Source organism: Bacteroides sp. DH3716P, from assembly GCF_025914115.1.
Taxonomy (GTDB): domain Bacteria; phylum Bacteroidota; class Bacteroidia; order Bacteroidales; family Bacteroidaceae; genus Bacteroides; species Bacteroides ovatus.
The window spans coordinates 3,450,336-3,475,592 of record NZ_CP083673.1 but is presented as its reverse complement, the minus strand read 5'-3'; the positions used below and the strand labels follow the sequence as shown (position 1 = coordinate 3,475,592).

At 43.3% G+C, this 25,257-nt stretch carries 26 protein-coding genes and 2 tRNA genes; 5 read left to right on the top strand and 23 right to left on the bottom strand.

The genetic code is table 11. The features are described 5' to 3' along the window. Window positions 1-4 precede the first annotated feature (4 nt). Window positions 5-325, top strand: a complete 321-nt coding sequence (locus KQP79_RS12925) for a hypothetical protein (RefSeq protein WP_004327301.1) — start codon at window positions 5-7, stop codon at window positions 323-325. A 203-nt stretch (window positions 326-528) separates the two neighbouring features. Here the strand turns inward: KQP79_RS12925 and KQP79_RS12920 are convergent, their stop codons facing one another. From KQP79_RS12920 to KQP79_RS12885, 8 genes are all read right to left on the bottom strand, one after another. After that, a complete protein-coding gene (locus KQP79_RS12920) occupies window positions 529-1,011 on the bottom strand; it encodes a DUF6956 domain-containing protein (protein WP_070751239.1) in 483 nt (160 codons plus the stop codon). An 11-nt stretch (window positions 1,012-1,022) separates the two neighbouring features. Then, window positions 1,023-1,244: a DUF3873 domain-containing protein gene (locus KQP79_RS12915; RefSeq protein ID WP_070751238.1), complete on the bottom strand. Its 222-nt coding sequence runs from the start codon at window positions 1,242-1,244 to the stop codon at window positions 1,023-1,025. A gap of 77 nt (window positions 1,245-1,321) precedes the next feature. Beyond that, window positions 1,322-1,855, bottom strand: coding sequence for an antirestriction protein ArdA (locus KQP79_RS12910; protein ID WP_004329650.1), 534 nt, complete (start codon window positions 1,853-1,855; stop codon window positions 1,322-1,324). 290 nt (window positions 1,856-2,145) lie between these two features. Beyond that, complete coding sequence (locus KQP79_RS12905) at window positions 2,146-2,346, bottom strand: hypothetical protein (RefSeq protein WP_080597449.1); 201 nt, start codon at window positions 2,344-2,346, stop codon at window positions 2,146-2,148. A gap of 142 nt (window positions 2,347-2,488) precedes the next feature. Next, complete coding sequence (locus KQP79_RS12900) at window positions 2,489-3,019, bottom strand: ORF6N domain-containing protein (RefSeq protein ID WP_070751237.1); 531 nt, start codon at window positions 3,017-3,019, stop codon at window positions 2,489-2,491. A gap of 84 nt (window positions 3,020-3,103) precedes the next feature. Next, window positions 3,104-4,333 carry a site-specific integrase gene (locus KQP79_RS12895; RefSeq protein ID WP_008648492.1) on the bottom strand — a complete coding sequence of 410 codons (1,230 nt, stop codon included), beginning with the start codon at window positions 4,331-4,333 and terminating at the stop codon, window positions 3,104-3,106. 273 nt (window positions 4,334-4,606) lie between these two features. Next, window positions 4,607-4,691 (bottom strand) — tRNA-Ser (locus tag KQP79_RS12890). Between the two features lies 1 nt (window position 4,692). After that, a tRNA-Ser gene (locus KQP79_RS12885) sits at window positions 4,693-4,777 on the bottom strand. Window positions 4,778-5,019: 242 nt separating this feature from the next. Here KQP79_RS12885 and pflB point away from each other — a divergent pair. Then, complete coding sequence (pflB, locus tag KQP79_RS12880) at window positions 5,020-7,248, top strand: formate C-acetyltransferase (protein WP_004308785.1); 2,229 nt, start codon at window positions 5,020-5,022, stop codon at window positions 7,246-7,248. A 15-nt stretch (window positions 7,249-7,263) separates the two neighbouring features. Further along, on the top strand, window positions 7,264-7,992 hold the full coding sequence (gene pflA / locus KQP79_RS12875; protein WP_004308786.1) for a pyruvate formate-lyase-activating protein: 729 nt from the start codon (window positions 7,264-7,266) through the stop codon (window positions 7,990-7,992). Between the two features lie 27 nt (window positions 7,993-8,019). On the opposite strand, the gene KQP79_RS12870 is transcribed toward pflA, so the two are convergent. Genes KQP79_RS12870 through KQP79_RS12860 form a run of 3 tightly spaced genes read right to left on the bottom strand, consistent with a single transcriptional unit; the run spans window position 8,020 to window position 9,141 of the window. Next, window positions 8,020-8,463 (bottom strand): N-acetylmuramoyl-L-alanine amidase, encoded by a 444-nt coding sequence (locus KQP79_RS12870; RefSeq protein ID WP_015532735.1) that lies wholly within the window; start codon window positions 8,461-8,463, stop codon window positions 8,020-8,022. Then, entirely contained in the window at window positions 8,450-8,641 is a 192-nt protein-coding gene (locus KQP79_RS12865; protein WP_004302306.1) for a hypothetical protein, read from the bottom strand. The genes KQP79_RS12870 and KQP79_RS12865 overlap by 14 nt, the downstream gene beginning before the upstream one ends. Continuing rightward, on the bottom strand, window positions 8,638-9,141 hold the full coding sequence (locus KQP79_RS12860; protein WP_004305836.1) for an HU family DNA-binding protein: 504 nt from the start codon (window positions 9,139-9,141) through the stop codon (window positions 8,638-8,640). The genes KQP79_RS12865 and KQP79_RS12860 overlap by 4 nt, the downstream gene beginning before the upstream one ends. Window positions 9,142-9,334: 193 nt before the next feature. On the opposite strand from KQP79_RS12860, the gene KQP79_RS12855 reads away from it, so the two are divergent. Together KQP79_RS12855 and KQP79_RS12850 are read left to right on the top strand one after the other, a co-directional pair. Then, on the top strand, window positions 9,335-9,565 hold the full coding sequence (locus KQP79_RS12855; RefSeq protein ID WP_004302304.1) for a DUF4248 domain-containing protein: 231 nt from the start codon (window positions 9,335-9,337) through the stop codon (window positions 9,563-9,565). A gap of 87 nt (window positions 9,566-9,652) precedes the next feature. Further along, window positions 9,653-11,770, top strand: coding sequence for a BT4734/BF3469 family protein (locus KQP79_RS12850; RefSeq protein ID WP_171036013.1), 2,118 nt, complete (start codon window positions 9,653-9,655; stop codon window positions 11,768-11,770). Window positions 11,771-12,006: 236 nt separating this feature from the next. Here the strand turns inward: KQP79_RS12850 and KQP79_RS12845 are convergent, their stop codons facing one another. The 12 genes from KQP79_RS12845 to KQP79_RS12790 all read right to left on the bottom strand — a co-directional run bounded on the left by KQP79_RS12845 (window position 12,007) and on the right by KQP79_RS12790 (window position 25,222). Continuing rightward, window positions 12,007-12,309, bottom strand: coding sequence for a helix-turn-helix domain-containing protein (locus KQP79_RS12845; protein ID WP_008774978.1), 303 nt, complete (start codon window positions 12,307-12,309; stop codon window positions 12,007-12,009). Further along, window positions 12,275-12,577 carry a type II toxin-antitoxin system RelE/ParE family toxin gene (locus KQP79_RS12840; RefSeq protein ID WP_049703407.1) on the bottom strand — a complete coding sequence of 101 codons (303 nt, stop codon included), beginning with the start codon at window positions 12,575-12,577 and terminating at the stop codon, window positions 12,275-12,277. The genes KQP79_RS12845 and KQP79_RS12840 overlap by 35 nt, the downstream gene beginning before the upstream one ends. A gap of 109 nt (window positions 12,578-12,686) precedes the next feature. Next, window positions 12,687-12,932 (bottom strand): hypothetical protein, encoded by a 246-nt coding sequence (locus KQP79_RS12835; protein ID WP_004315521.1) that lies wholly within the window; start codon window positions 12,930-12,932, stop codon window positions 12,687-12,689. A gap of 8 nt (window positions 12,933-12,940) precedes the next feature. After that, window positions 12,941-13,075, bottom strand: coding sequence for a hypothetical protein (locus KQP79_RS12830; RefSeq protein ID WP_004302294.1), 135 nt, complete (start codon window positions 13,073-13,075; stop codon window positions 12,941-12,943). 126 nt (window positions 13,076-13,201) lie between these two features. Then, a complete protein-coding gene (locus KQP79_RS12825; protein ID WP_008774980.1) occupies window positions 13,202-14,557 on the bottom strand; it encodes an MFS transporter in 1,356 nt (451 codons plus the stop codon). Window positions 14,558-14,570: 13 nt separating this feature from the next. Then, complete coding sequence (locus KQP79_RS12820) at window positions 14,571-15,476, bottom strand: glycerophosphodiester phosphodiesterase family protein (RefSeq protein ID WP_008774981.1); 906 nt, start codon at window positions 15,474-15,476, stop codon at window positions 14,571-14,573. 6 nt (window positions 15,477-15,482) lie between these two features. Then, window positions 15,483-17,237 (bottom strand): PKD domain-containing protein, encoded by a 1,755-nt coding sequence (locus tag KQP79_RS12815; RefSeq protein ID WP_317130708.1) that lies wholly within the window; start codon window positions 17,235-17,237, stop codon window positions 15,483-15,485. Between the two features lie 28 nt (window positions 17,238-17,265). After that, window positions 17,266-18,420 (bottom strand): glycerophosphodiester phosphodiesterase family protein, encoded by a 1,155-nt coding sequence (locus KQP79_RS12810; protein ID WP_008774983.1) that lies wholly within the window; start codon window positions 18,418-18,420, stop codon window positions 17,266-17,268. Between the two features lie 12 nt (window positions 18,421-18,432). Next, the gene (locus tag KQP79_RS12805; RefSeq protein ID WP_004302289.1) at window positions 18,433-19,878 is read right to left on the bottom strand and encodes a RagB/SusD family nutrient uptake outer membrane protein; all 1,446 of its coding nucleotides are present in this window, start codon (window positions 19,876-19,878) and stop codon (window positions 18,433-18,435) included. A 19-nt stretch (window positions 19,879-19,897) separates the two neighbouring features. Continuing rightward, window positions 19,898-23,440 (bottom strand): TonB-dependent receptor, encoded by a 3,543-nt coding sequence (locus KQP79_RS12800; protein WP_004302288.1) that lies wholly within the window; start codon window positions 23,438-23,440, stop codon window positions 19,898-19,900. A 159-nt stretch (window positions 23,441-23,599) separates the two neighbouring features. Continuing rightward, a complete protein-coding gene (locus tag KQP79_RS12795) occupies window positions 23,600-24,562 on the bottom strand; it encodes a FecR family protein (protein WP_022199097.1) in 963 nt (320 codons plus the stop codon). Window positions 24,563-24,625: 63 nt separating this feature from the next. Further along, complete coding sequence (locus KQP79_RS12790) at window positions 24,626-25,222, bottom strand: RNA polymerase sigma-70 factor (RefSeq protein WP_004302285.1); 597 nt, start codon at window positions 25,220-25,222, stop codon at window positions 24,626-24,628. Between the last annotated feature and the right edge of the window lie 35 nt (window positions 25,223-25,257).

Below are 25,257 nucleotides of genomic sequence, written 5' to 3'. Positions count from 1 at the left end.
CGACATGGTAAAAATAGAATTGGATATAGAAGGCATCTCGTGGTACATAGAAACCACGTTGGAAACAGATACAGTTCCGGCAGTAGGTGACATCATCATTGTGGACAAGGACTGTATTTCCGAACGTGACAGTGCTGAATTATGGAAAACGCCGTCCAATCAGGTTTTCAAATGGGCGGACGAAGAAGATGATGCGCCCGTAATGGTATGGTTCGATTGCGAAACGGAAATGCTTGTCACTAAGCGGACATGGAAATATGACATCGAGGAAGAAGAAACCGTGTGCATACTTGGTGTAAAATTTATTCACTATGAGGATTTATAGTTGCGACATCCGTTTTTATCATCCTCTTGGGAAACCGGGTATGGAATGATACGCAAAGCGTAAATATCGGGCAGACAGCCCGCCGGGAAGCATCGGCGGGTTGTTTCCATGATAGGGAAAACGAAAGGCTTCTTTGTTACTTTCTTCACCCGCTGGCAGGCTCACGGAAGAAAGTAACGGCGGCAAACAGCCGCCGTTCTCTATCAACTGGTTTTAAGGCTCTTTATGGACGTGTATTTCTCTAACCACACCTTTACCTGCTCCATGTTATATTCGCCCGTGATGATTGCCGTATGGTCGTCTATGGCTACAAACCGGACACTTTCATAGCTGTTTACCCAGCCTTGCAGGGAACAGACGCCCCACGTTTCCACATCTTCAAAAACACTGCGGTCTATCCGGCTGATTGGCTCGCCGAAAACTACCGTCATTATCTGAAAGTCCGGTTTGTCCTCCAACAGTTGCAAATGGTGCAGCGTGCCGAACTCGTCTATTTTGCGCCCCCACGCCCACACATCATTATACAAATCATCGCCCCACTGGTGCGGGTGGTCGAAACGGACTTTTACCTCTATGGTGTGTTCGTTTTCTTCTGTGTCCTCGATAACACCCGTTACCATTAAGCCCGTAAAAATACACTCGCAACGCCTGCCGATAAGCTCCTTGTTTACTTCTGTCGTTTTCATGTCCCTAAAATTTACTTGTTTATTACTCCGTTCTTCTTCGCTACCCATTCGTCACACCTGCGGCGGCACTCGTCCAGCGTTTTGGCTACCGTGCTGAAAAGTTCGCCGTCCGTGTGGCGGTAGTCATATTGATAATAAATTTGTACCCTGAAAGCCCCTAAACGGCATTTCACGAACTTTTCTTCTCCCGGTGTTTGGGTGATGCTTACCCCGTTTTTGTTAAGTGACTGCATGATGTCTTATTTTTTTATGGTTATAAACTTGGTTGTTTTAAGCGGGCAGGGCTTTGACACCCCGCCCGGATTGGTTGTTATGCCGCCCGGAACACAAAGCCGTCATCAAACCAGTAATCGCACATGAACAGGTCACGGGCAAACTGTTTGTAATCGAAATAGGTCTTTGCGAACTCCGGCAGGTCGTAACATTCCTCTACAATTTCATAGGCGAAATCTTCTTCATCGTCATATTCCCCTTGATATTCATCCCGGAAATCACGTACAAGGTCGTCCGCATCTTCCTCGCCCAAATCATGGCTTTTATAGTTGCACCACACGAAAAAGGCTTCCTGCTCGGTGTCGCTCAAATCCTCCACCGCATCACGCAGGGCGAAGAAGTTTTCAGAAATCCAGCTTTCGTCGATTAAGCCCTCCGGCACGTTCTCCCAGTCCTGAAACATGTATTCCGCATCTTCCTCGTCCTTGTGAAGTTCCCGGCAGGCTTCATAAAATTCTTCCTTGTCCGAATAGTCCGAAAGGTCGAGCCATGCGCCGGACAATGAACCGTTGTTGTACTTGGCATAAGTGCCTACATAAACTTTTGCTTCCGATAATACCTTTGCTTCCATATTGCTGTAATTTTTAAGTTTTTAATTTTATGCGGATTTGAGAGGTGAGGGAGTTGAAGTTTCACTGAACTTTTTTCCTGTTTCCCGTAAATCCGACTTTTTTTTTATGCGTCTTCCGGTCGGGTCGGTCGTTTTCGTTTCACATAGGCGTAAAAGGGTAGTGTTTAGAGTTTGCAAGGTTTTGGGCAAAAAATACCTCGCAAGGCAGGGAAGATTTTTTCGCCAAACCGGAACGGCTCGACCTTGCAAAATCGTGAAGAACACGTAACTACCTTTGCCTATTGAAATGATTAAAACGACTGTCCCGGCTGGGGGACTGCGTAAGAGGAAGATTTACAGATAGGGAAACAGGGGAAAAGTGCCTGTTCTCTTTCATCTTTTAGGGAACACTCCATGCGGGCGGGAAAGGCAAGGGTGTTGTGAGCTTGCTTGCAATACGCTTGTGCGGGTTTCCAACGGCTCTTTTCACGGAATACAGTCAGCCATGCCACGCACGGCTGGCGTTTCGGGGAATGTGCCAGTTGGAAAAGGATATAAAAAATGCGGGTAGTCGGTGGACTGCCCGCAAGGTGGAAGAATGTACTTCATTGGGATATAGTTTGTTAGGCGGAATTTCGTTACCGAAATCGTTACCTATTCGTTTTTGTCACGGTTATAGGTAACGAAACCTACCGGACGGCGTTCTTTCTGTTGTTTCGACTGGCTCAAAAGCTGGGTAAGGGCTTGGTACAGTTCGTTGAACTGCGCATCGGTGCTTACCTCCAGTTCCTCGATGCGCCTTGACAGTTCCTCGTAACCGATTGCCATTTGGCGCATGAGGACGAAAGCCCGCATGATTGAAATGTTTACTTCTATGGCTACTTTGGAGCGGAGAACCGAAGAAAGCATGGCTACGCCCTGCTCGGTGAAAGCCATAGGCATAGCAACGCCGAAGTTGTAAGCAGGGGGTATCACATTTTGTGATACCCCTATGGATAACAGCAAGTTAGCTTCCTCTTGGGTGAGTACAAACATAAAATCACCCGGAAAACGCTCGATATTGCGCTTGACCGCCTGCTTCAAGGCTCGTGTTTCCACTTGGTAGAGTTCTGCCAAATGATAATCGAGCATCACCCGGCAACCTCTGACCTCAAAAATCTTGTTTTGGATAATCTGCAAATCCATAATCGTATATTTTAGGAGATTTAGCAATGTTGGAATAATAGTAAGGACTGGTCACAAATTGTGACCAGTTCCCAATAATCAAGATTACATGGCGACTTCCTTGTAAATCTTCTCGATGCCGACAAACTTCTTGTCAAGCCCCTGCATATCGCTGCCTATCTTGCTGTTGGTGATGCGGGCGTAAATTTGCGTAGTTTCTATGTTTGTGTGTCCCAGCATCTTGGACACCGTTTCAATGGGTACGCCCTTTGACAGCGTGGTGGTCGTGGCGAACGTGTGCCGGGCAAGGTGGAACGTCAGGTTCTTTTTAATACCGCATATATCGGCAATCTCTTTCAAGTAGGCGTTTAGCTTCTGATTGCTGATTACGGGAAGTATCTTCCCGTCCGGCAACTTGCCCTTGTACTTCTTCAAAATCATCTTGGGAATATCCAGCAGGGGGACATTCACGTCCGTATTCGTCTTTTGCCGCTTGGTGATTATCCAAAGGTTGCCGTCAAAGGACTTTTGGATATTCTCCTGCCGCAAGTTGGCGACATCGCTGTAAGCCAAACCGCAGAAACAGGAAAAGACGAACAAGTCCCTGACGTGTTCCAGCCGCTCGGAAACCATTTTCTTTTTAAGGATGATTTTTATCTCGTCCTCTGTCAGATAACCCCTGTCCACTTTTTCCAGCCGGATTTTGTAGCTGGCGAACGGGTCGCCCACCAGTATGCCGTTGTTACGGGCAATGATGATGATACGCTTGAAGAACTGCATGAACTTGGCGGTGGTGTTATAGCCGCACTTGCAGGCGGTACGCAAATACAACTCAAAATCGGTAATGAACATCGGGCTTATCTCCTTTATGGATATGTCCGATACATTGTACTTGCTTTGGATAAATTCAGCGAGGTGGCGGCGGGTCACTTCATACTTGCGGTAGGTCGCTATCGTCTTGGATATGCCCACAAGCTGCTTCACATCGTCATTGTGCTTTTGGAACAATGAAAGGATTGTTTCGTGGCTCTCGCTATGACCTAAAAACTCGTTTTTCACTTTCTCGGCGGTCACGTAGTTGTCACGCCGCTGCATTTCGTGGTAAATGGTATTCAGAGAAGAACGTATGTCGTCCAAAAGGGCGTTTATCCTCCCGGCATCCCTGCCTTTGGCTTTGCCCGCAGCAATGCTCCAGTTGTCGGGCTGGATGCTCTGTTTCGTACTGAACTGGCAAAGTTTGCCGTCTATGGTGATGCGTGCCATAATCATAACCTCGCCGTTTTTCTTTTCAGAACCTTTCTTCAAATAAAAAAGAACCTTGAATGTCGATTTCATAACTCAAAATTTTTAGTTGCAAAATTAGTTTTTACCTCTCGTTTTCGAGTTATGCAGACTATGGACTAATATAGTCATTATCAGGTCATTTATGGACAAATCGTTACCGTTTTTGTCCGGCAGGGAATAGGTAACGATTTAGTAACGAAACTTTGTCTTTTACCGTACTTTTGAAGTCTTGGAAGCAGGACTTTCGGGCAATAAAAAAAGCCACAAATCATTGATTTGTAGCTTTTTGTCCGTTTGCTGACCATTTCTGTCCAGCACGTTCAGCGGAGAGACAGGGATTCGAACCCCGGGTACCTCGCAGTACAACGGTTTTCAAGACCGCCGCAATCGACCACTCTGCCACCTCTCCAANGAGAGACAGGGATTCGAACCCCGGGTACCTCGCAGTACAACGGTTTTCAAGACCGCCGCAATCGACCACTCTGCCACCTCTCCAAAACTTCTTTATCAGAAGTGCTTTTCGTTAAAAGCGGTGCAAAGGTACGAATATATTTTAAACTTACAAGAGTTTTCACAAAAAAAAAATCACGAACATCATTTCCAAAGAATAGCAATATCTAGGTATTTTATGTTGAAAAGCATAAAATAGAGCATATTTATGCTGATTATATGAAAAAACGTTGTAACTTTGTGCGCTCTAAAGAAAAGGATAACTACAACCTCTAATTTTATCATTTATGGAATTAAATAAGATCTTTAAAGACGGTCTTTGGAGCACAGAAATCAACGTAAGAGATTTCGTTAGTCACAACATCACTCCGTATTATGGAGATGCTTCTTTCCTCGAAGGACCTACCGAACGCACAAAAGCTGTATGGAACCGCTGCCTCGAAGCACTGGCAGAAGAAAGAGCCAATAACGGCGTACGCTCACTGGATAATGTCACCGTCTCAACCATCACTTCTCATAAAGCCGGATATATCGACAAAGAAAATGAACTGATCGTCGGTCTGCAGACAGACGAACTTCTGAAACGTGCCATCAAGCCTTTCGGAGGTATCAACGTAGTGAGCAAAGCCTGCCACGAAAACGGCGTGGAAGTGGACGACCGTGTAAAAGATATATTCACTCACTACCGCAAGACGCACAACGACGGAGTATTTGACGTATATACCGAAGAAATCCGTTCGTTCCGTTCTCTGGGATTCCTCACCGGACTTCCTGACAACTATGCCCGTGGACGTATCATCGGCGACTACCGCCGTATGGCTCTCTATGGTATCGACCGACTGATTGAGGCAAAAAAAGAAGACTTGCGTAACCTTACCGGTCCGATGACCGAAGCCCGCATCCGCCTGCGCGAAGAAGTGGCAGAGCAAATCAAGGCATTGAAAGACATGAAAGTAATGGGCGAATACTACGGACTCGACTTGAGCCGTCCTGCCTACACCGCACAAGAAGCAGTACAATGGGTATACATGGCTTACCTTGCTGCCGTAAAAGAACAAGACGGTGCTGCCATGTCACTGGGTAACGTCTCTTCGTTCCTCGACATTTATATGGAATATGAATTGAGCAAAGGAACTATCACAGAATCTTTCGCACAGGAGCTGATCGACCAGTTTGTCATCAAACTGCGTATGGTGCGCCACCTGCGTATGCAATCTTACAACGACATCTTTGCGGGCGACCCGACATGGGTAACCGAATCTCTGGGCGGACGCCTCAACGACGGACGCACGAAGGTGACAAAGACTTCTTTCCGCTTCCTGCAAACACTCTACAACCTCGGCCCTTCACCGGAACCGAACCTGACTGTATTGTGGAGCCCGGAACTGCCGGAAGGATTCAAAGAATTCTGCGCAAAAGTATCTATCGACACTTCTTCCATCCAATATGAAAACGACGACCTGATGCGTGAAGTGCGCCAGTCTGACGACTACGGAATCGCGTGCTGCGTATCTTATCAGGAAATCGGAAAACAAATCCAATTCTTCGGCGCACGTTGCAACCTGGCAAAAGCCCTGCTGCTTGCCATCAACGGCGGACGCTGCGAAAACACCGGTACGGTAATGGTGAAAAACATCCCCGTACTAACCAGCGACACACTGAACTTCGAAGAAGTAATGAGCAACTACAAGAAGGTATTGACAGAAATCGCCCGTGTTTACAACGAAGCGATGAACATCATCCATTATATGCATGATAAGTATTACTACGAAAAAGCCCAAATGGCTCTTGTAGATACAAACCCACGCATCAACCTTGCTTACGGTGTAGCCGGACTTTCTATCGCCCTCGATTCACTGTCGGCCATCAAATATGCCAAAGTAACCGCACGCCGCAACGACATCGGTCTGACAGAAGGTTTCGATATTCAAGGCGAATTCCCTTGCTTCGGTAATGACAACGACAAGGTAGACCACCTGGGTGTTGACCTGGTCTATTTCTTCAGCGAAGAATTGAAGAAACTTCCGGTTTACAAGAATGCCCGTCCTACTTTATCTTTGCTCACCATCACTTCCAACGTGATGTATGGCAAGAAAACAGGTGCTACTCCCGACGGACGCGCCAAAGGTGTCGCTTTTGCTCCGGGAGCCAACCCGATGCACGGACGTGACAAGAACGGTGCTATCGCCTCTTTGAGTTCCGTAGCGAAATTACGTTACCGCGACTCACAAGACGGTATCAGCAACACCTTCTCCATCGTTCCGAAATCACTGGGAGCTACTGAAGAGGATCGCGTAGAAAATCTGGTGACAATGATGGATGGCTATTTCACCAAAGGCGCTCACCACCTGAACGTGAACGTACTGAACCGTGAAATGCTTTACGATGCCATGGAACATCCGGAAAAATATCCGCAACTCACCATCCGTGTTTCCGGTTATGCCGTAAACTTCGTGAAGTTGAGCCGCGAACATCAATTGGAAGTTATCAGCCGTAGCTTCCACGAACGTATGTAATCAGATCTACTCAATATGACGATAAACGTACATTCATACGAAAGTATGGGAACATTCGACGGGCCGGGCTTACGGCTCGTCGTTTTTCTTCAAGGATGCAATTTCCGCTGCCTGTATTGTGCCAACCCCGACACGATAGCCGGAAAAGGAGGCACACCTACCCCACCGGAAGAAATCGTCCGCATGGCTATGAGCCAACGTCCTTTTTTCGGGAAACGCGGAGGAGTCACTTTCTCCGGAGGAGAACCTACGTTTCAGGCCAAAGCACTAGTCCCTTTAGTGCGTGAACTGAAAGAAAAGGGAATACATGTATGCATAGACAGCAACGGCGGTATCTGGAACGAAGAAGTAGAAGAACTTTTCAAACTGACGGATCTTGTATTGCTGGATATTAAAGAGTTCAATCCGGCACGCCATCAAGCACTGACCGGAAGAAGTAACGAGCAAACCATCCGCACGGCAGCATGGCTGGAAGAAAACGAGAAACCTTTCTGGCTGCGTTATGTATTAGTGCCCGGATACAGCGATTTCGAAGAGGATATCCGCCGCTTGGGAGAGGCTCTGGGAAAATATAAGATGGTGCAACGAGTGGAAATCCTGCCTTATCATACATTAGGCGTACATAAGTATGAAGCGATGGAGCAGGAATACAAGCTGAAAGACGTAAAAGAAAATACCCCCGAACAACTTGAAAAAGCCGCGGAGGTATTTAAAGAGTATTTCACTACTGTGGTGGTCAATTAACCACCACAGTAATAAATAGGATAAAAATCACCATGTCTCTGCTTTCACCTCGAAACAGGGACACTCTTTGATCCGCTCCCAAGGGTCAACAATTCCATTATAATTGGTGTCAGGACTCAAGTCCCGATGACCGACCACCTTTGCATCCGGATAACGCTGCAACAGTTCGCGCACCAGGCGATGCAAAGATTCTTTCTGGCAGGAAGTACGTGTATCCGCTGCCTTTCCGTCCTCATCCAGTCCGCCTTCATAGCACACCCCTAAACTAATCGCATTAAAACCGCGTGCATGAGCACCCACCGTATCTTCATCCCTCATCGGTTCTATCTGTCCCGACTTGCGGATATAATAATGATACCCCCAACAAGAAAAGCCCCGAAAGCGATGGGCAGTGTCCACATCCTTCGCCGTGAAGTCGCGATCAGCACGGGTAGCAGAGCAGTGAATCACAATCAGACTAATCTTTCTCATCGTCCTTCTCCCTTTCCGTTGTTTTCACATTACACACTTCCTTATGGGTAGCATTGAAGCGCACCTCTCTCACAATTCTGTTCCGCTTTCTTTTTCCGAAGAAAGGCACAAGGAACATGATTACATCCAAAATCTTAGTTACAATTTCTTTCATTTGATCCAATATTAAAGTTATCATGCTGCCGGGTCCGGAGCTTCTCCGCTTCCACCACCGTCTGAACCACCACCGGAACCTTTGTCATCGTCTTCTCCTTCATTGCCGCTACCGCCCGTTTGGGCCACCGCACGCGTCGTTACCTGCTGGTAGCTAAGAATCTTCGTGATGTCCGCCAACGTCTTTCCGGGACGGAAAATAATATGGGCAGCCGTAATCAGCGAACTTGAAAACTCCTTGACCGACACAGCTCCTTCACTGTTCAACCCGATCTGCAAACTGCCCAAATCACCCAGCCGGACTATTCTTCCCGCTTTCAACGCACGCTTCGCCTCATAAAGAATACCCGAAATGGCGGCACGCACATCTGTCTCCGTACAGGTAGACCGGCTGGTGATTCCCTCGCACAACTCTTCAAAATCCAACTCTCCCGAAGCCTGTGCCTGCGCGTAATACTTTGCCGACTCATCCTTTTTGGCAGGATTCTTGCGCGGCACTACTGAATAAGTTACTGTCATTGCCATAATAAAATAATTTTAAGATTTCACACATTTCGAACGCGTTCCTTATTTGTTAACGACATAAAGATAACACATTTTCCACCCTCCGGATTCCCCAACGAAGTTTCCTGATACTCTATGAATAATAATGACGTTATTCTTTTAATAAACCATTAATTTTCAGTAACTTTATAGCATAAATCAAACATCATTCATCATGTATTATCCGGACCAACCGTTTCTTATCCGCACTTATAAAAAGTCGGAACTAGCTCATCTTTACAACCCCAACGTATGCCTCAAAGTAGCCTTACAAATACTACGTCGTTGGATTGTCTACAACCTTCCGCTCCTGCAAGAACTCGAACAAGAAGGCTATCGTGCCCGCAACCGCCTTCTCTCTCCCCGGCAAGTGGCAACGATCATACGCTATTTGGGAGAACCCTAGGAACTTAATCAAAAAAACGAAAAGTTCCATTCTATTATTTTACAAACAAATTTCTTTGCAACCGCAAATTAAAAAGAACAAACCAACATGGAGCATTTTACCATCTTTCAAGACTTTTACCGCGTCATAGCCGAAATGACAGAAGAAGAAATCGTATCGGCCATCAGCAACGGCACATACCAGGAAACAGTGGAGGACGTGCGCCGAATCTTCACGGAACAAGGCGAGAAAGCAGCCAACGAAAAGAAAATAGAACTACCGGAAATCACCTTTTCAGCCAACTACCGGGGAGGACGTTCAAACGCAACTCTCGTCAAGTATCTGGGATACATCGTGGTAGACATCGACCATCAGACACAGGAAGCATTGGCACGCATCCTCGCACTGGCAAAAAAGTGTGCCCACACCCGCATCGCTTTCATCAGTCCCAAAGGAATGGGACTGAAAATCGTGGTACGTGTATGCCGGACGGACGGGACATTGCCCGAAACGATTCAGGAAATTGAAGATTTCCATCATGCCGCTTATCACAAAATCGCTTCCTTTTATGCCCAGCTCTGCGGAGTTGAGGTCGACACTTCCGGACAAGATGTCAGCCGTACTTGCCTGTTCTCTTACGATCCGGATATTTATTTCAATCCCGATGCCACAGCTGTCATCGTGGAACAGCCACCGATGTTCTTCAAGTCTCAAAAGAAGAAAAGGGCATCCGGCAAAAAGAAGAAGACGACAGCACCAGACAACAATCCCCTCACCGAACAAGTGGCACTCAACTACCATTCCTCGCACGCTTCCTTAATGGTGACTCTGAACTATTATCACAATAAATCCGAAAAGTACGTCACCGGCAACCGGAACAACTACCTGCATTGCCTGGCTTGTATGTACAATCGCTACGGCGTCCCCCAGGAAGAGGCGGCAGCTTTTATCAAGAGCCAGTTCACCGATCTTCCCGCGGATGAAATGGACGCACTGATCGGGAGTGCTTACGGACACAACGAGGAATTCGACACCCGCAAGCTGAATAGTACGCAGAAGCGAATATTACAGATTGAGCAACATATCAAAGAAAATTACGATACACGCTACAACGAAGTGCTTCATATCATGGAATATCGCAGAAGGAAAACGGACACGGAGCAACCGGAACCTTTCCATATTCTCGACGAAATGATGGAAAACAGCATTTGGATGGAGATGAACGAACTAGGCTATTCGTGCACCGTCAAAACGATTCAGAATCTGATCTACTCCGACTTCAGCAGCACTTACCATCCTATTCGCGAGTATTTAGACTCGCTGCCTGAATGGGACGGAACGGATTATATCGGTATCCTTGCCAACAGCGTGCATACTAGTCACCAGAAATTTTGGGTAGAATGTCTGGAACGTTATCTGGTGGGAATGTGCGCTGCCGCCACACAAGATGATGTGGTGAACCACACTGTTTTGTTGCTTTGCAGCGAAATACAGAACATTGGAAAGACTACGTTTATCAACAACCTGCTGCCGCCCGAATTGCGCGCCTATCTTTCTACCGGTCTTATCAACCCGAACAACAAGGATGATCTGGCCAAAATAGCGCAGGCGATGCTTATCAATCTGGATGAGTTTGAAGGGATGAACGGACGGGAACTGAATATCTTCAAGGATTTGGTTACCCGCAAAGTAATCAGCATCCGCCTGCCATACGCGCGGCGTTCGCAAAACTTTCCTCATACGGCTTCTTTTGCCGGCACATGCAATTACCAGGAAGTGCTTCACGACACCACAGGTAACCGCCGTTTTCTCTGCTTTCATGTCAACTCGATGGAGTTTATCAAAATAAACTACGCGCAGTTGTATGCACAAATCAAGTATCTGCTCAACAAGCCGGGGTATCAGTATTGGTTCACCCAGTCGGAAAACTCACGGATTGAAGAGAACAACGAGGATTTCATTTTCCACTCACCGGAAGAAGAACTGGTGTTGACACATATCCGCAAACCGGAACGTTTCGAAAAGGTGCATTATCTGACGGTCACTGAAATTGCGGAATTGATTCGCGAACGGACGGGGTATCAATATTCTCACGGAACCAAAGCCCAACTAGGAAAAGTGATGTCCAAACACGGCTTCGAATTTCATAAGGGAAAAAACGGGAGAAGATACACTGTATTCATTATTGATACGGAACAGGTGAAATCAAACAGGCTATATGAATAAGATTTCATCTCCTTCGCACGCAAAAAGGTGAGGGTTGGTGAGGGTACTTTTGCAACTTTTCATTTTTATATTTCTTATTTCTATTCTTCTATTTTCTTCTAAAAAAAATACGAATGTTAGAAATTTACCCTCACCTACCCTCACCTTTTCCTTTTTCTTCCTCAAAAAAACGGTGGGAAATTTGAAAAAGACAGTTATCTTTTTCAAATTTCCCACCATGTTTTTTTAATCGCTTCTTATAAAGACATCGAAAATTCTATCCTACAACCTAACGCATTCATGATGCGATAGAAGGTAGAAACCTTAGGTTCTGTCTGACCACTTTCCACTCTTGAAATATAAGAACGGTCGGAACCGATACGCCGGGCTAATTCTGCTTGAGTAATCTTAGCCTTTTTCCTTGCGTCTTCGATAATTTGCCCGGTATAGAAAGCATACGCTTTTTCTTCTGCTTCCGCACGTTCGGGAGTACCTTCTGCTCCAAATTTCGCACCAAGAACAGCGTCATAATCTACTATTTGATGATTGTTTATCTGCATAATATTCCTCCTTTATTTTTAATGCTTTATCTATTTCACTACCCGGTGTTTTTTGCGACTTCTTTTGAAAGCCATTAAACAACACTACAATATTTCCATCATCAAATATGAAAAATACCCGGTATATATTACCATTATATTCTGTACGAAGTTCAAAAACTCCGTCCTGAACAAATTTTACAAATTTAGTGGAGAGTCTTTCTTGTGTTTTCAACAAGAGTAGTCCATACTGGATTTTATCTTGTTCCTTTTCGGTTAAAGTCTCCATGAAAGCCTCAACGTAACCTCCGTATGTACGGAGGTTACGTTGAGGCTTTCCATACTGCAAATATGCGAATTGTTGTTCAACTATACAACAATCGTCTTTTTATTTTATATTATTTTTCCTCAAATTCTCCAGCACGCTTTTTCTTCTCATAAGACACCAGCGTCTCTACACTAAGCGTTTTCCCATTCTTAGGGCTTATCACATCTACAACGCTTGCTAACGCACGAAAAGTCTGTTCGCAATTTGCTACTCCGTCATACGTCAACCTACCCAGATTGATGGCATCGAGCACAACAGAGACATATTGCTTCGGATTTCCCCGATACTCGATGATGACAGGCGTGAGATGCGACATCTCTCGAGTCAGTTGACTGACGATTCTTTTTTTTGGTCGAGCAGATCCATTAATTTTTCACTATGCACATTGATTTGTGCGGTTACTTCACGAAGTTCATCTTTCAATGAACACAATAATTCATCATTCAATGAATTTTCCATAAAACTTTCTATTTAATTGATTATAAAAAAGCCATTCCAGAAAGATAAGCAATCATTACTTACTTCCCGGAATGGTGTCTAATACCTCGAAAACAAAGACTTATATTCTAACCTAATGTACTCACTTTAATCCATTTCTTTTGATTTTGCATTCCATACCAGCAAAGCAAACAACACCGAAAGCAAAGCAGCACCAATCCAAAACCAATTGATATAGGTGAAGTCATAAACATCTACTCCATTCTGAACAGTCTTTTGCCCTTCTATCAGTATACCGCTCATCACGTCCTGCAATCCGGCACCGATGTAGCTGGCAATACCGACTACTCCCAATGCAGCACCCGAAGCATTACGGGGAGCAATATCCACTGCCATCAAACCACCCAGAAAACAGATCAAAACTCCGATACCTAAACCGAAAAGAACCATTGCCAACACGTCTATCCAAAAATGAGCTCCCGGAACTAAGAGAAACAAACAAAGAGCAAACACATTCATCAACCCGAAAATTAACGCAGGAACATTGCGACGTCCACCAAATAACTTATCGGAAATAACACCTGAAAACATAGTACCGATTATGCCACAGACCGGACAAATAGAAATGATAAAACTGGCATCCAATGTAGAGTAACCCTTTTGAGCTTCCAAATAAAAAACGCCCCAACTATTGATAGCATAACGACTGATATACATAAAAGCACTCGAAAGAGCCAGTATCCAAATGGCAGGCATCAGCAATACCTGACACTGTGCTTTATTAAAATCAGCCGTTTCTGTCTCACTCATTTCCTTTTTCTGTTTGGGAACATTCACCGAAGGAAATCCCATGCTTTCGGGAGTATCATGGAAGAACTTCCAGACGATCAACGCTCCTATCAATCCCACTATACCGGCTCCGAAGAAACCATACCGCCAGCCCAACACACTGACAATTGAGGCTATTATCAGAAAAGTCAACGCTTCGCCGATATTATGGCTCGCAGACCAAAAGCCATAGTATGAACCGCGCTCTTTGTCCGTGAACCAACGAGAAAGCCCTACTACACAAGAGGCTGCTCCCATAGATTGAAACCAGCCGCTAATCCCCCAAAGGATAGCGAACAGGATAAAAGAATTAGTAAAACCGAGACAGAGGTTAACCAAAGCAGTTATCAATAAACCGGTAGTCATAAAACGGTTGATATTACTACGGTCGGCAAGGAAACCGTTCGTGAATTTTCCGATGGCATAGGTGAAAAACAATACGGAACCTATGATGCCTAACTCTGTTTCCGAAAAAATGCCTTCATCTACAATAGGTTTCTTTACGACATTCAGGCTAAGACGGCACACATAATACATACCGTAACCAAAAGTCGCAGAAAGGAAAGTAGACCATTTCAGAAACTTCAGACGGCGAGCATCGGATGAAGACAAAGCTTCTCCGTTACAAGGTCTCGGCGAAGAGACCTTGTAAAAATTGATTAGTTGTTTCAACATGAAGAAAGTGCGTTTAGTCGTGAAGTTTCTTTTCGCGTAGATACTCTAATAATAGAGCTGGGCGGTCTGTTTGAATTAGCTTGGCTCCCTGGCCAATTATCCACCCCCAACTTTCATCCGGCTGATGAAGTTCTACTGCACGGTCGTCGTCATGCCCGCCACATAGTTCGGGCCAAAGCGTATTTATAAAAAGATTAGAGCCTGTATTACGTACTTTCTTTATCAAATTAAGAATCTCCGGACTGTCACTATCAAACACTAATTCATAAGCAGCAGGTTTCATATGTGTCTGATAACTATCAATGACAGCTTCCGCCCCGTCTTTATGAAGTTGTACAATAGGCATGAAGATTACCTTATCCAATACATCACCGTTTTCAGCCTTGACTTGTTCATAAGGAAGTCCGGCTTTAATAATACATTGCTGAACAGTTCCTGTTTCTTTCAAAACAGCATATACATCTTTGAAGTAATCATAGCCTTTATCAATATTAACAAGGATCTTACCTTTACATAATGACATTACTTCTTCCAATGTCGGTATCAAATGAGCTGTTTTATGCCCTGTACCACTTTTCAAACGGAACTGACGTAATTCTTCCAATGTATAGTCTGCCGGATAACCTTTTCCTGTTGTAGTACGATCAATTTTCTTGTCATGCATCAAAATCAGATGTCCATCCTTGGTTTTCTTCAGATCGATTTCAATTACATCTACCCCCATATCAATACAATTCTGGATAGCCTGCAGGGAGTTCTCCGGAGCATTACGCCAGTCAGCTCGATGAGAAACAACTAAAACTGAATTACTTGCAGGCTTCTGTAGATTCGCAATTATTTTATCCGAATGATTCTGTGCCTCTAACCCTCCTATTATCAGAAGGGTTAAAGCTATTAATATATTTATCTTTCTAAGCATATCTTTTTATTTTTGTAAAGCATTTCTTTTTGCATTCTGTCCGCGCTGTGCCCATGGTGAATTTGCAGGCCCTTCAATACCACAATCAATAGCTATCAATTTGCAGGCACCATTATCCTCATACGTGACATACACAATACCATAGTCAGCAATGACTGGTGACGACCAAATTTTAGAACCTAATTGTCTCTTATATTTCTCCGTACCATCAGCATTCAATATTATATAGTTACCGCCATCATCACAGATGTGAATATTTCCGTCACTGTCTATAGCCGGTGTTGTTCCTATTTCAGCGACAGAGGAATAACTCCATTTCTTTGCTCCTCCTTTAGTCAGGGCAACAACTTGGGCATTCGGATTCTTTGTACCCACATAGATGGTTCCGTCAGCACCGATAGCCGGTCCTCCCTGGTCAATCTTGCCCATAGTACCACTCGCCGGATATCTCCATAGCTCATTACCCTGGTTATCATAAGCAGCAACCACTCCCTCTGAAAATGCCACATATACATTTCCTTGCGCATCAATAGCGGGATATACAGCAGCAGCCGTATTTCCTTTCCCTAGATTAGGAGACAAGTTCACACCATCTTGCGTAGTACGGGCAAATCCGTTCGCTCCCGACAAGGCTGAATAGATAACTCCATTCTGTCCAACCGATATACCACCATTAGCACCACCATTGGGAGATTTGCGTCTCCAAAGTTGTCTGCCGGAACTACGGTCAACCATGTGTACAGAACCATCGGTCCCTCTATTTCCAATCAAGATATTGCCATCACGAGACAAAGCGGGAGAAATATAGGGAATATTAGTACCAATACCTAGTTCATATCTCCACTTTTGTGTTCCATCCGGATGAATAGCATACAGACTGCTGCTTATGTTTTTGTCTGTTGTACTCGCACCCATATAAATAGTTCCGTCCGCACCTATCATAGGAGACGAACCTTGATCTCCAGCTCCTCCGTCCTTACTTAAATCAAACATCCATTTTTGCTCTCCAGACGGCGAATAAGCAAAAAGGTGGAGTGCATTGGATGACACATATACATCCCCGTTGTCACCTACAGCAGGAGAGATAGACCGTAAAGAAGAGGATACCTCAAACGTCTTATCCCAAAGGACAGTTACTCCGGATATAGAAGTATCACGAACGTATAAAGTAGCTTGCTTTGTATTTGTAGCTCCACGATCATCAGTAGCTGTCAGCTTTACAGTTACAAATCCTGTTGTCGTGAAAGTTATTTCCGGGTCTTTTTCTTGAGAAGTCTGCCCATTGCCAAAATCCCACTCGTAAGAAACAATTTCTCCATCCTCATCCACAGACTTATCGGTAAATTGAACTTTCTCATTCACTTTACAAATGGCAGGGCTATAGCTGAAGTTTGTAACCGGAGGCATATTCGTCGGACGAATCACAACAGTATGGGATGCAGTTGCATATCCTCCGAATTCATCTGTCACGGTTAATTTAATAACATAGGTTCCAGCCCTCTTATACAAAACGGACGCATCTTTAGTAGTAGCCCTATTCCCTTCCCCCTCAAATCCAAAATGCCAGAAATACTCTACTATCTCTCCTTCCGTCTTTACTGATTCATCAGTCAGATAAACGATATCACCGACCGTATATTCTTCTTTATCTATAGAAAAAGAAGCCTCCGGGGAGGTTGTCTGCCGCACTTCATCGCCGTCCTTACATGCAAATAGACAAACGACTGTCACTATCAGGAATATATATTTCTTCATAATCATTCTATTCATTATTTAAGATTAAAACCAATTATCTTTTACCTCTCTGTTTCAGATAGGCATCCAGCAACTGGGGATGGTCTGTCTGTATCAAATTAATCCCCTTCGACAAAATCAAGTCCACTCCTGTATAGTTTCCTTGTGTCATCTGTGTATCATAGGTATAACCATTCATATCTAACATATTAGTCGAGACAAACAGCCCTTTTGAAGATATGGCTGTCGAGAGCCCGCCATTTAATGTTTTCGACAAAGATATCTGGGCAAACATCACTCCTGGTTGCTGTGAAAGGAAATCTGCATGCTCCTCGTTTTCACACTGCGGATAAGGTATAGGAGCCGGCGAATAATCCAAAATATTCTGCAAGACATCCCGATTATTAGATGTATAAAAGAACACACGGTCTAACATCCCACAGCTTTTCACAACATCATACAGTTCTTTAGGAGACACTTTATTCAAGAAGTCCAAATCAAAAAAGATCTTTCCCCGCCCTGCAACCAATGCGTCATACAAAGAGGGGACCGTGTGATTGGTTACTGTGCCGTCTGCCAGCTTCAGACGATAAGACTGGAGCTGCTCATAAGTCAAATCTTTCACTTTCCCCTTCCCTGTAGTTGTCCTGTCTATGGTTTCATCATGCATCAACACAATTACTCCATCCTTTGTCATGCGAGGATCTACTTCTACAATATCTACAGCTCCCCCTAATTCTATACAACTTTCAATTCCAGCTATCGAATTTTCGGGAATATTCGGGTTGGAAGAATTGCCACGATGCCCCATTATCCAAACTTTTGCAGGGTCAAAGTGTTGCAAAGCATAACGTAAACTCTTGCCGGATACTTGTAATTTCTGCAGAGCCGCCGCTACATTGCCAGTCTTATCTGTCACCCTAACCGAAATATTATAACTTCCTTCTTTCGTAAACGTATATTCCAATTCAGGTTCTTCACCCAATGTCTGCCCTTCCATCGTCCAAACCACAGATTGGATGTCTTGCCCATCATTAAGAGCTACCTTCAGAACAACTTTCTCTTCTAATGCCGGATAGGCATTACTTGCCATAACTCTAGCAGTAATCGTTCCACTCCCCTGTTCTTCAATCGTACTATCATCCCCACAAGCAAATAAAACGACTGCTAATACTGATATATAAATGATATTTGAGATTTTTCTTATCATACTATTTTATTTTTAGTTATATCCTTCATTTTGATACATTCTTGTCGGATCCAGTTTATGTTCATCATACGGGATAGGCAACAAAAAATCTTTCGCAGAGAAATTTGGATTCTTCGCTTTCATGTGCTCCAACAGTTCCTGACGAGAATAAAGACGTAACAAATCATACCAATACTGTCCTTCAAAAGCAAACTCGACTCTTCTCTCACGAAGGATCGCATCGCGCAAACTACTGCCGGAATAATCATCCAGACCAGCACGTTCGCGTACCATGTTCAAATAGCTTACCGCATCATTCTCGCTCAAATGCATTTTCACTTCTGCCAACATTAATGCGACATCGGCATAACGAAGCACAATCCAGTTATTCGCCCCATAGCCATTTATGTCATCGAGATCTGTGTACTTCTTCACATAATTAACGTTCTGTGACGTACCGCACGAGATAGCCTTACGCGTATCTCCCGATTCATAGGCACTCATCATATCAGACGTCGGTATATTATTCCCCGTCCCCGTTTTCTGCGAAGTAAGCCCCGTCTGGGAAGTGGGTTGAAATATATAGGCGTAATTTGAGGCTAAACTGGAGTTGCCTCCTTTATACATCACCTGAAAAATATTCTCTTGACAGAATGTTTGAGCTTCCTTATCAAAAACATCAGCATAAGGGATATCTTTCAGGCTTGTAAAAGGTTTCATGTTCCATGCTGCAACTAAATTTGTTTTCGCAGATTGCAGATTTGAAGTTCTTTCCGACTGAAAATCAGAATCAGCAGCCATTGTCAAGTAAACTTTGCCCAATAAAGCATACGCAGCAGCTTTTGAAGCACGGCCTACCCCATTACCCGTTTGAATATCCGGCAATTCACTATTAATAACCTGTGTCAAATCGGAAATAATCAAATTATAGACTTCGCTCTTTGGCTGGCGGGCAGTATATTTCTGAATTTCATCTTTCGTCTTTAGTTCTTTGGTTACGATAGGGACATCTCCAAACTGCATTACAAGATGAAAATAAGTCAATCCACGCAAGAAATACATTTCCGCCTTTTTCTGGTTTTTCACAACTTCATCCTTAAAAGGAATATCATCTATCTGATCCAATATTATATTAGCTCTTGTCACGCATTTATACAAATCTGCCCAATGAGTTTTCACTTGTGCATTATCTGTTGTCAATGTATAGTTATAAAATTGATAATTAACCCCATTTCCTGCTCCCGGATCCTGCAACGTGGTGTTTTCCGAACGAACATCTGTGTATAAATACATATTCTTATAATACCCGTTTCCTCTCAAAGCTGCATACGCACCATTCGCAGCCATTGCAATATCATCTTCGGTCTGATAGAAAGTACTGGCCGGAATCTTATTTGGATTGGTTTCTTCCAGAAAACTCGTACAACTACTGCAAAACAATAGCGAACTTACTGCGATAAATACTATGTATTTTTTCATAATCTGATTCTTTATTTATTTAAAAAGTTATTTTTGCTCCTATACTATAAGTACGTGCCAAAGGATAAACCCCCCAATCAAAACCGGGTAACAGGTTATTACCTTTATAATCCACTTCAGGATTATATCCTTCATAATCGGTCAATGTGAATAAATTGTCAACACTGACATATAGCCTCAACGCCTGAACGCTCACTTTCTGCATCCACTTCACCGGAAAATTATACCCCAATGTGATATTTGCACAACGGAAATAGGAAGCATCATCCACCATATAAGAACTAAGCCGCTGACTGGTATTAGGAGTGGAACTACGCGCTGCACGAAACACTCCGCCGGAACCCGGATTTTCGTCAGAATGCCAACGGTTCAAAACAGATGCCAACTGATTGCCGGAGCCTTCCATATTGTACAGATAATATTTCTGGAAGTTTATTACTTCAGCTCCTTGAGAACCGGTAAATGTCGCTCTCAAATCAAAGTTCTTATAAGAGAAATCGGTACTGATACCGTATGTAAAATCCGGGTAAGCATTGCCTAGAATTTCACGGTCGTTTTCTGTAATCAAACCATTCTTATCAACATCCCGCCATTTCACATCTCCCGGATGTATGTTATTATAATTAGGAACTGCCGGTCCTATCAACTGATATCCGTCAGGAAATTTGCCATTAACCAGATTGCTTTTATCAATCATTATATTGGTGTAATCCTTCTCGGAAATAATACCATCAGCAATGTAGCCATAGAAAGAGCCGATAGGAAGCCCGGAACGGGTCACATGGCTTACCACATTGCGCTCACTAACTAAATACAAATCATTAATACCACCCAAATCGACAACTTTATTTCGATTTACTGATATATTAGCACTTACATTCCATTTAAAATCTCCTGTCAAAATACGCCCGTCTATTTGGAAATCAACTCCGCTATTACGTACTTTTGCATTTTTCAAGTTTGTTTTTACACTGGAAGAGCCCGATATGGATGATATAGGCTGGTCGTACAACAAATCATACGAAAGACTATTATAATAGTTACCTATCAAGTTGACACGACCATTGAATAATCCCAAATCAAACCCTACATTGTATTGGGATGTTTTTTCCCATCCGATAGCCGCATCTTTGAAAGTTCCTTGCCAATAGGCTGTTTCGACAGTATTACCATATACGTAACCACCTTGAGACATAGTAGCTGTATGCTCGTAGTTACCAATATTGTTGTTTCCACTCAATCCCCAACTGGCACGAAGTTTTAAGGATGAATTATTACCTAACAAATCCTGATAAAACTTTTCATTCGATATAGTCCAACCTAAAGAAATAGAAGGAAACCAACCCCAACGGTTTTCTTTTCCAAAACGTGAAGATCCGTCAGTTCTTACTGTACCCGTCACTACATAGCGATTATCGAATGAATAGTTTACACGTGCCAGATAAGACATCATTGTCCATGCAGCCTTTCGGGTATCGCTGCTATACAAGCCTATATCGGAAGCATTCGGACCATGCGCTGTCACTTCATGAATACGGTCGTCGGGAAAACCTGTTGCTTCAACGGCTACGCGGTCATAAGTTTTTTTCTGTAAGGTGTAGCCCACTAAAGCATTCAGGCGATGTTTCCCGAATTCACCATTATAATTTAACGTAAACTCTCCCAAACGGTCAATATCACGATTTGTTATGTCACGAGCTTTCACACGTGCCTGAACAGCATCCGAATTGGGCATATCACCATCTTGTCCTACAGTACGCGGACGATAGTAATTATAACGGGAAGTATAATATTGAGTTCCCAAATTGGCTTTAAACTGAAGCTGTTTCAATATATCATAAGTGATATTAGCATTGAAATTCATTCGGCTTGACTTGTTGCGGATATCAATTTCATGAGCAAGTGCCACGGGATTCTCGACCATCTGATAGCCATCAGCTTTCATCGCAATCTGATTTCCGACTGCATAAGTTCCATCCGAATTATATACAGGGAATTGAGGAAACATTAATAGAGCACTTTGTACGACACCATCATTTATATAACGACCGTCTGCTTGAACCTGTCGTTCCGAAACATCAACAAAAGAAAAGTTTACTCCAACTTTCAAGCGTTTCGTGACTTCTGCATCTACATTGGCACGAACATTCAAACGCTTATGTCCGGAAGGAGCTATAATTCCATCCTGATCCAGATAACCCAAACTAAAACGATATTTCAAGAAATCCTGTCCTCCTGTAACAGATAGATTATGACGATGCATCGGAGCATTCCCATAGATGGCGTCCTGCCAATCTGTATTGTAAGTAGGATCGACCGGTTTTCCGGTTGTGAAATCAAAAAACAAATCAGAAATGCCCACTTCATTCAAGTTAAAACCTTTTGAAGCTCTTATTGCATTATCATCCAATGGGTTCCATGATTTTCCAGCAGCTTCTGCTTTATCACGATAAGAATTATTACGGGCTTCAATCACCAAATCCCTGTATTGATAGGCATCCAGCAACTTAATCTTACGCTCTACTTGTTGCATACTAAACTGATAGTCATAATCAATACGGGCTTTTCCTGAATTCCCCCTCTTTGTGGTGATAAGTACCACGCCACTGGCACCGCGAGAACCATAAATGGCTGCCGAAGCTGCGTCTTTCAATACATCAATAGTTTCGATATCCTCGGGATTGATATATACATCTTCTGAAGCCGGATATCCATCAATCACATAGAGAGGTGTTGTACTAGCTGAAAGAGAGTTCGTTCCACGAACTTTAATCTTCACTCCTTCTCCCGGCGCACCACTTGTCTGCATCACCTGTACACCAGCGACTTTACCTACTAAAGCTTGTCCGGCAGTTGCTGCTGAAAGAGATAATTCACTAGCCTTAACACTTGCCAAAGAACCTGTAAAATCACTCTTACGCATAGGAGTATAGCCAACGACTACGACTTCTTCAATCATCTTACTATCTTCCTGCAGAACAACTTTCGCCATATTTTTATCGGTAGCACGAAGTTGAACGGGTTTATATCCGATGTAGGAAACTGTTAGTTGAGATGTTTCAGAGACATCATTGATGGAAAAATTACCATCTAAATCGGTTATTGTTCCATTAGATGTACCCTTGACCACAACACTAGCACCGATAATAGGCTCTCCATTCGAATCAACTACGGTTCCTGAAACCTTTATATTACGCTGCTTTTCTTGTGGTTTACGAATCAATACAATGACATTCTCTTGCTCTTTCTTGTAGGTTAACTCCATTTTACCCAAAAGTTGTTGCATGGTTTGTTCAATCGTTGCATCTTTCACATTTAACGAAACTTTTTGGTTTAACTCCGGAAGGCTCTCATTGTAGAAGAATTTGTAATTGCTTACTTGCTCGATTTTCTTTAAAGAGGCTCTCAAAGAGATGTCTTTCACATTCACCGTTATTTGAGAATAAGCGGTAAAAGAGACGCTTAAAAACAATAGCAGACAAATAGCCCGCAGTGTTTTCCAGTTCTTACTTCTCCCCACGTTTGTTTGAGGGAGTTTTTCAAAGGTTGTTTTGTGCTTCATATATCAAAACTTTTAAGTTGTTTGATAGGTATACAGACTACTATACTCACTCGTCCAATCGCCTATCAGACTTTAACTCTCGTTAACTTATTCAATTCAGAGAACAAAAAAGCCATTCCTAAGTAGTGGGCTTCGGAATGGCTCTATTCATTATTTTTTCTACAATTTCTCTTTCAAAACTATCACCGAACCGTCCATTTCATAAAAGAAAGGTGAAGTTAGCATCAGAATATTCAGCGCATTCTGTATGCCGCCTCCCGGAATGGTTCCGGTGAAATATTCATTAGGTAGTTTATTGGAGTCGAAACGAATCTCTACGTCATAGATGCGTGAAAGGGTTTTCATTATATTTTCCAAAGATTCTTTCTCAAAGTACATATTTCCTTTCGTCCATTCAATATAATCATTCGGATGCACTTGAGTGGCTGTTATCTTATGAGTGGCTTTATTATATTCTATTTTGTCGCCGGGCTTCATGATATGCGATATTTTCTGCGCATAGACCCCTACTTTTCCTTCCAAAAGAACGACTGTCACGTCTTTGGCATCTTCATAGGCAGATACATTAAAAGAAGTACCGAGCACTTTCACTTCCAAATCACCGATTTGCACAATGAAGGCGTGTTTCTCATCATGGGCTACTTTAAAATAGGCTTCACCATTTAGTTGCACACGACGCACATTTTCTCCGAAGTTATTCAGGTAACTTAATTGGGAAGCTGAATTGAGAACAACATTTGTTCCGTCCGGCAATTCGATGGTTGCTTTATCTCCCTTGCCCGCTTTCACAATAAAGGGTGTTTCTGCCGTTGGAGAAGAATCTAAAAGATAGTAAGTGAAGAAAGCGACACAGACAGGTAATAAAATGGCAGCAACCCATTTCCAAGGGATGATACGGAGGGGGCGCACTTCCTTGCCCAAAGTCTCTTCTTTGATCCGGGCAAAAAGTTTATCACGCAACACTGGGTTCATGGAGGAATCCGATCTCTCAAACTCTTGTTCCCACCAGTCATGCAACTGACGGTCATTCTTTATCCAGTCTGACAGTTCTTTTATCTCGACATCCGTGATCGTTTCTTCGAAATATTTTTCAATTAGCTCTTTATAATGTGTCTTATCCATCTTTCCACTTATTTACAAGTATACATTTTCATCCTACTTCCCATCCAAAAACAAGTATTACTATTACATTTCATTAACAAAAAAGGCCAACAAAAGGGTAATTACCTTATCATAATGCTTCATCAACTGTTCACGCATAAATTTCACAGCCAAAGATAATTGGGTAGCAACCGTACTTTCGGAAATTCCCATGATTTCGGCTATTTCTTTATTTGTGTAATTCTGCCTTTTGCTCAAAATGAATATTTTCTTCCGTTGCGCAGGCAGTTCTTCGGCAAGAGAATCGATATACTCATTCAAAAAGCGCAGATCAATATTCTCTTCTGTCTGTGAATCACGGTCTACGCTACTTTTCATGAGATATTCATTGTAAACATACTCTACGGTCTGACGCTGATACATATTCATCAATAAGTTTTTGGCAATCGTACAGAGAAAAGAGATAAACGAGGAAGCCGGGTCTACTTTTTCATGCACTTCCCATATACGAATGAAAGTGGCTTGCACCACTTCTTCGGCCATATATTGATTGCCGGAAGAGAGTCGCATAATGAAATTGTACAGTTTGCCACTATACATATTATACAATCTTTCGAATGCCTGAAAGGAACCGCCTTTTAAGTCGATTAATAAATGTTTTTCATCTGTAGAATCTACCATATCTTAGAATTTTGCAACAAAGGTATGCAGCCATA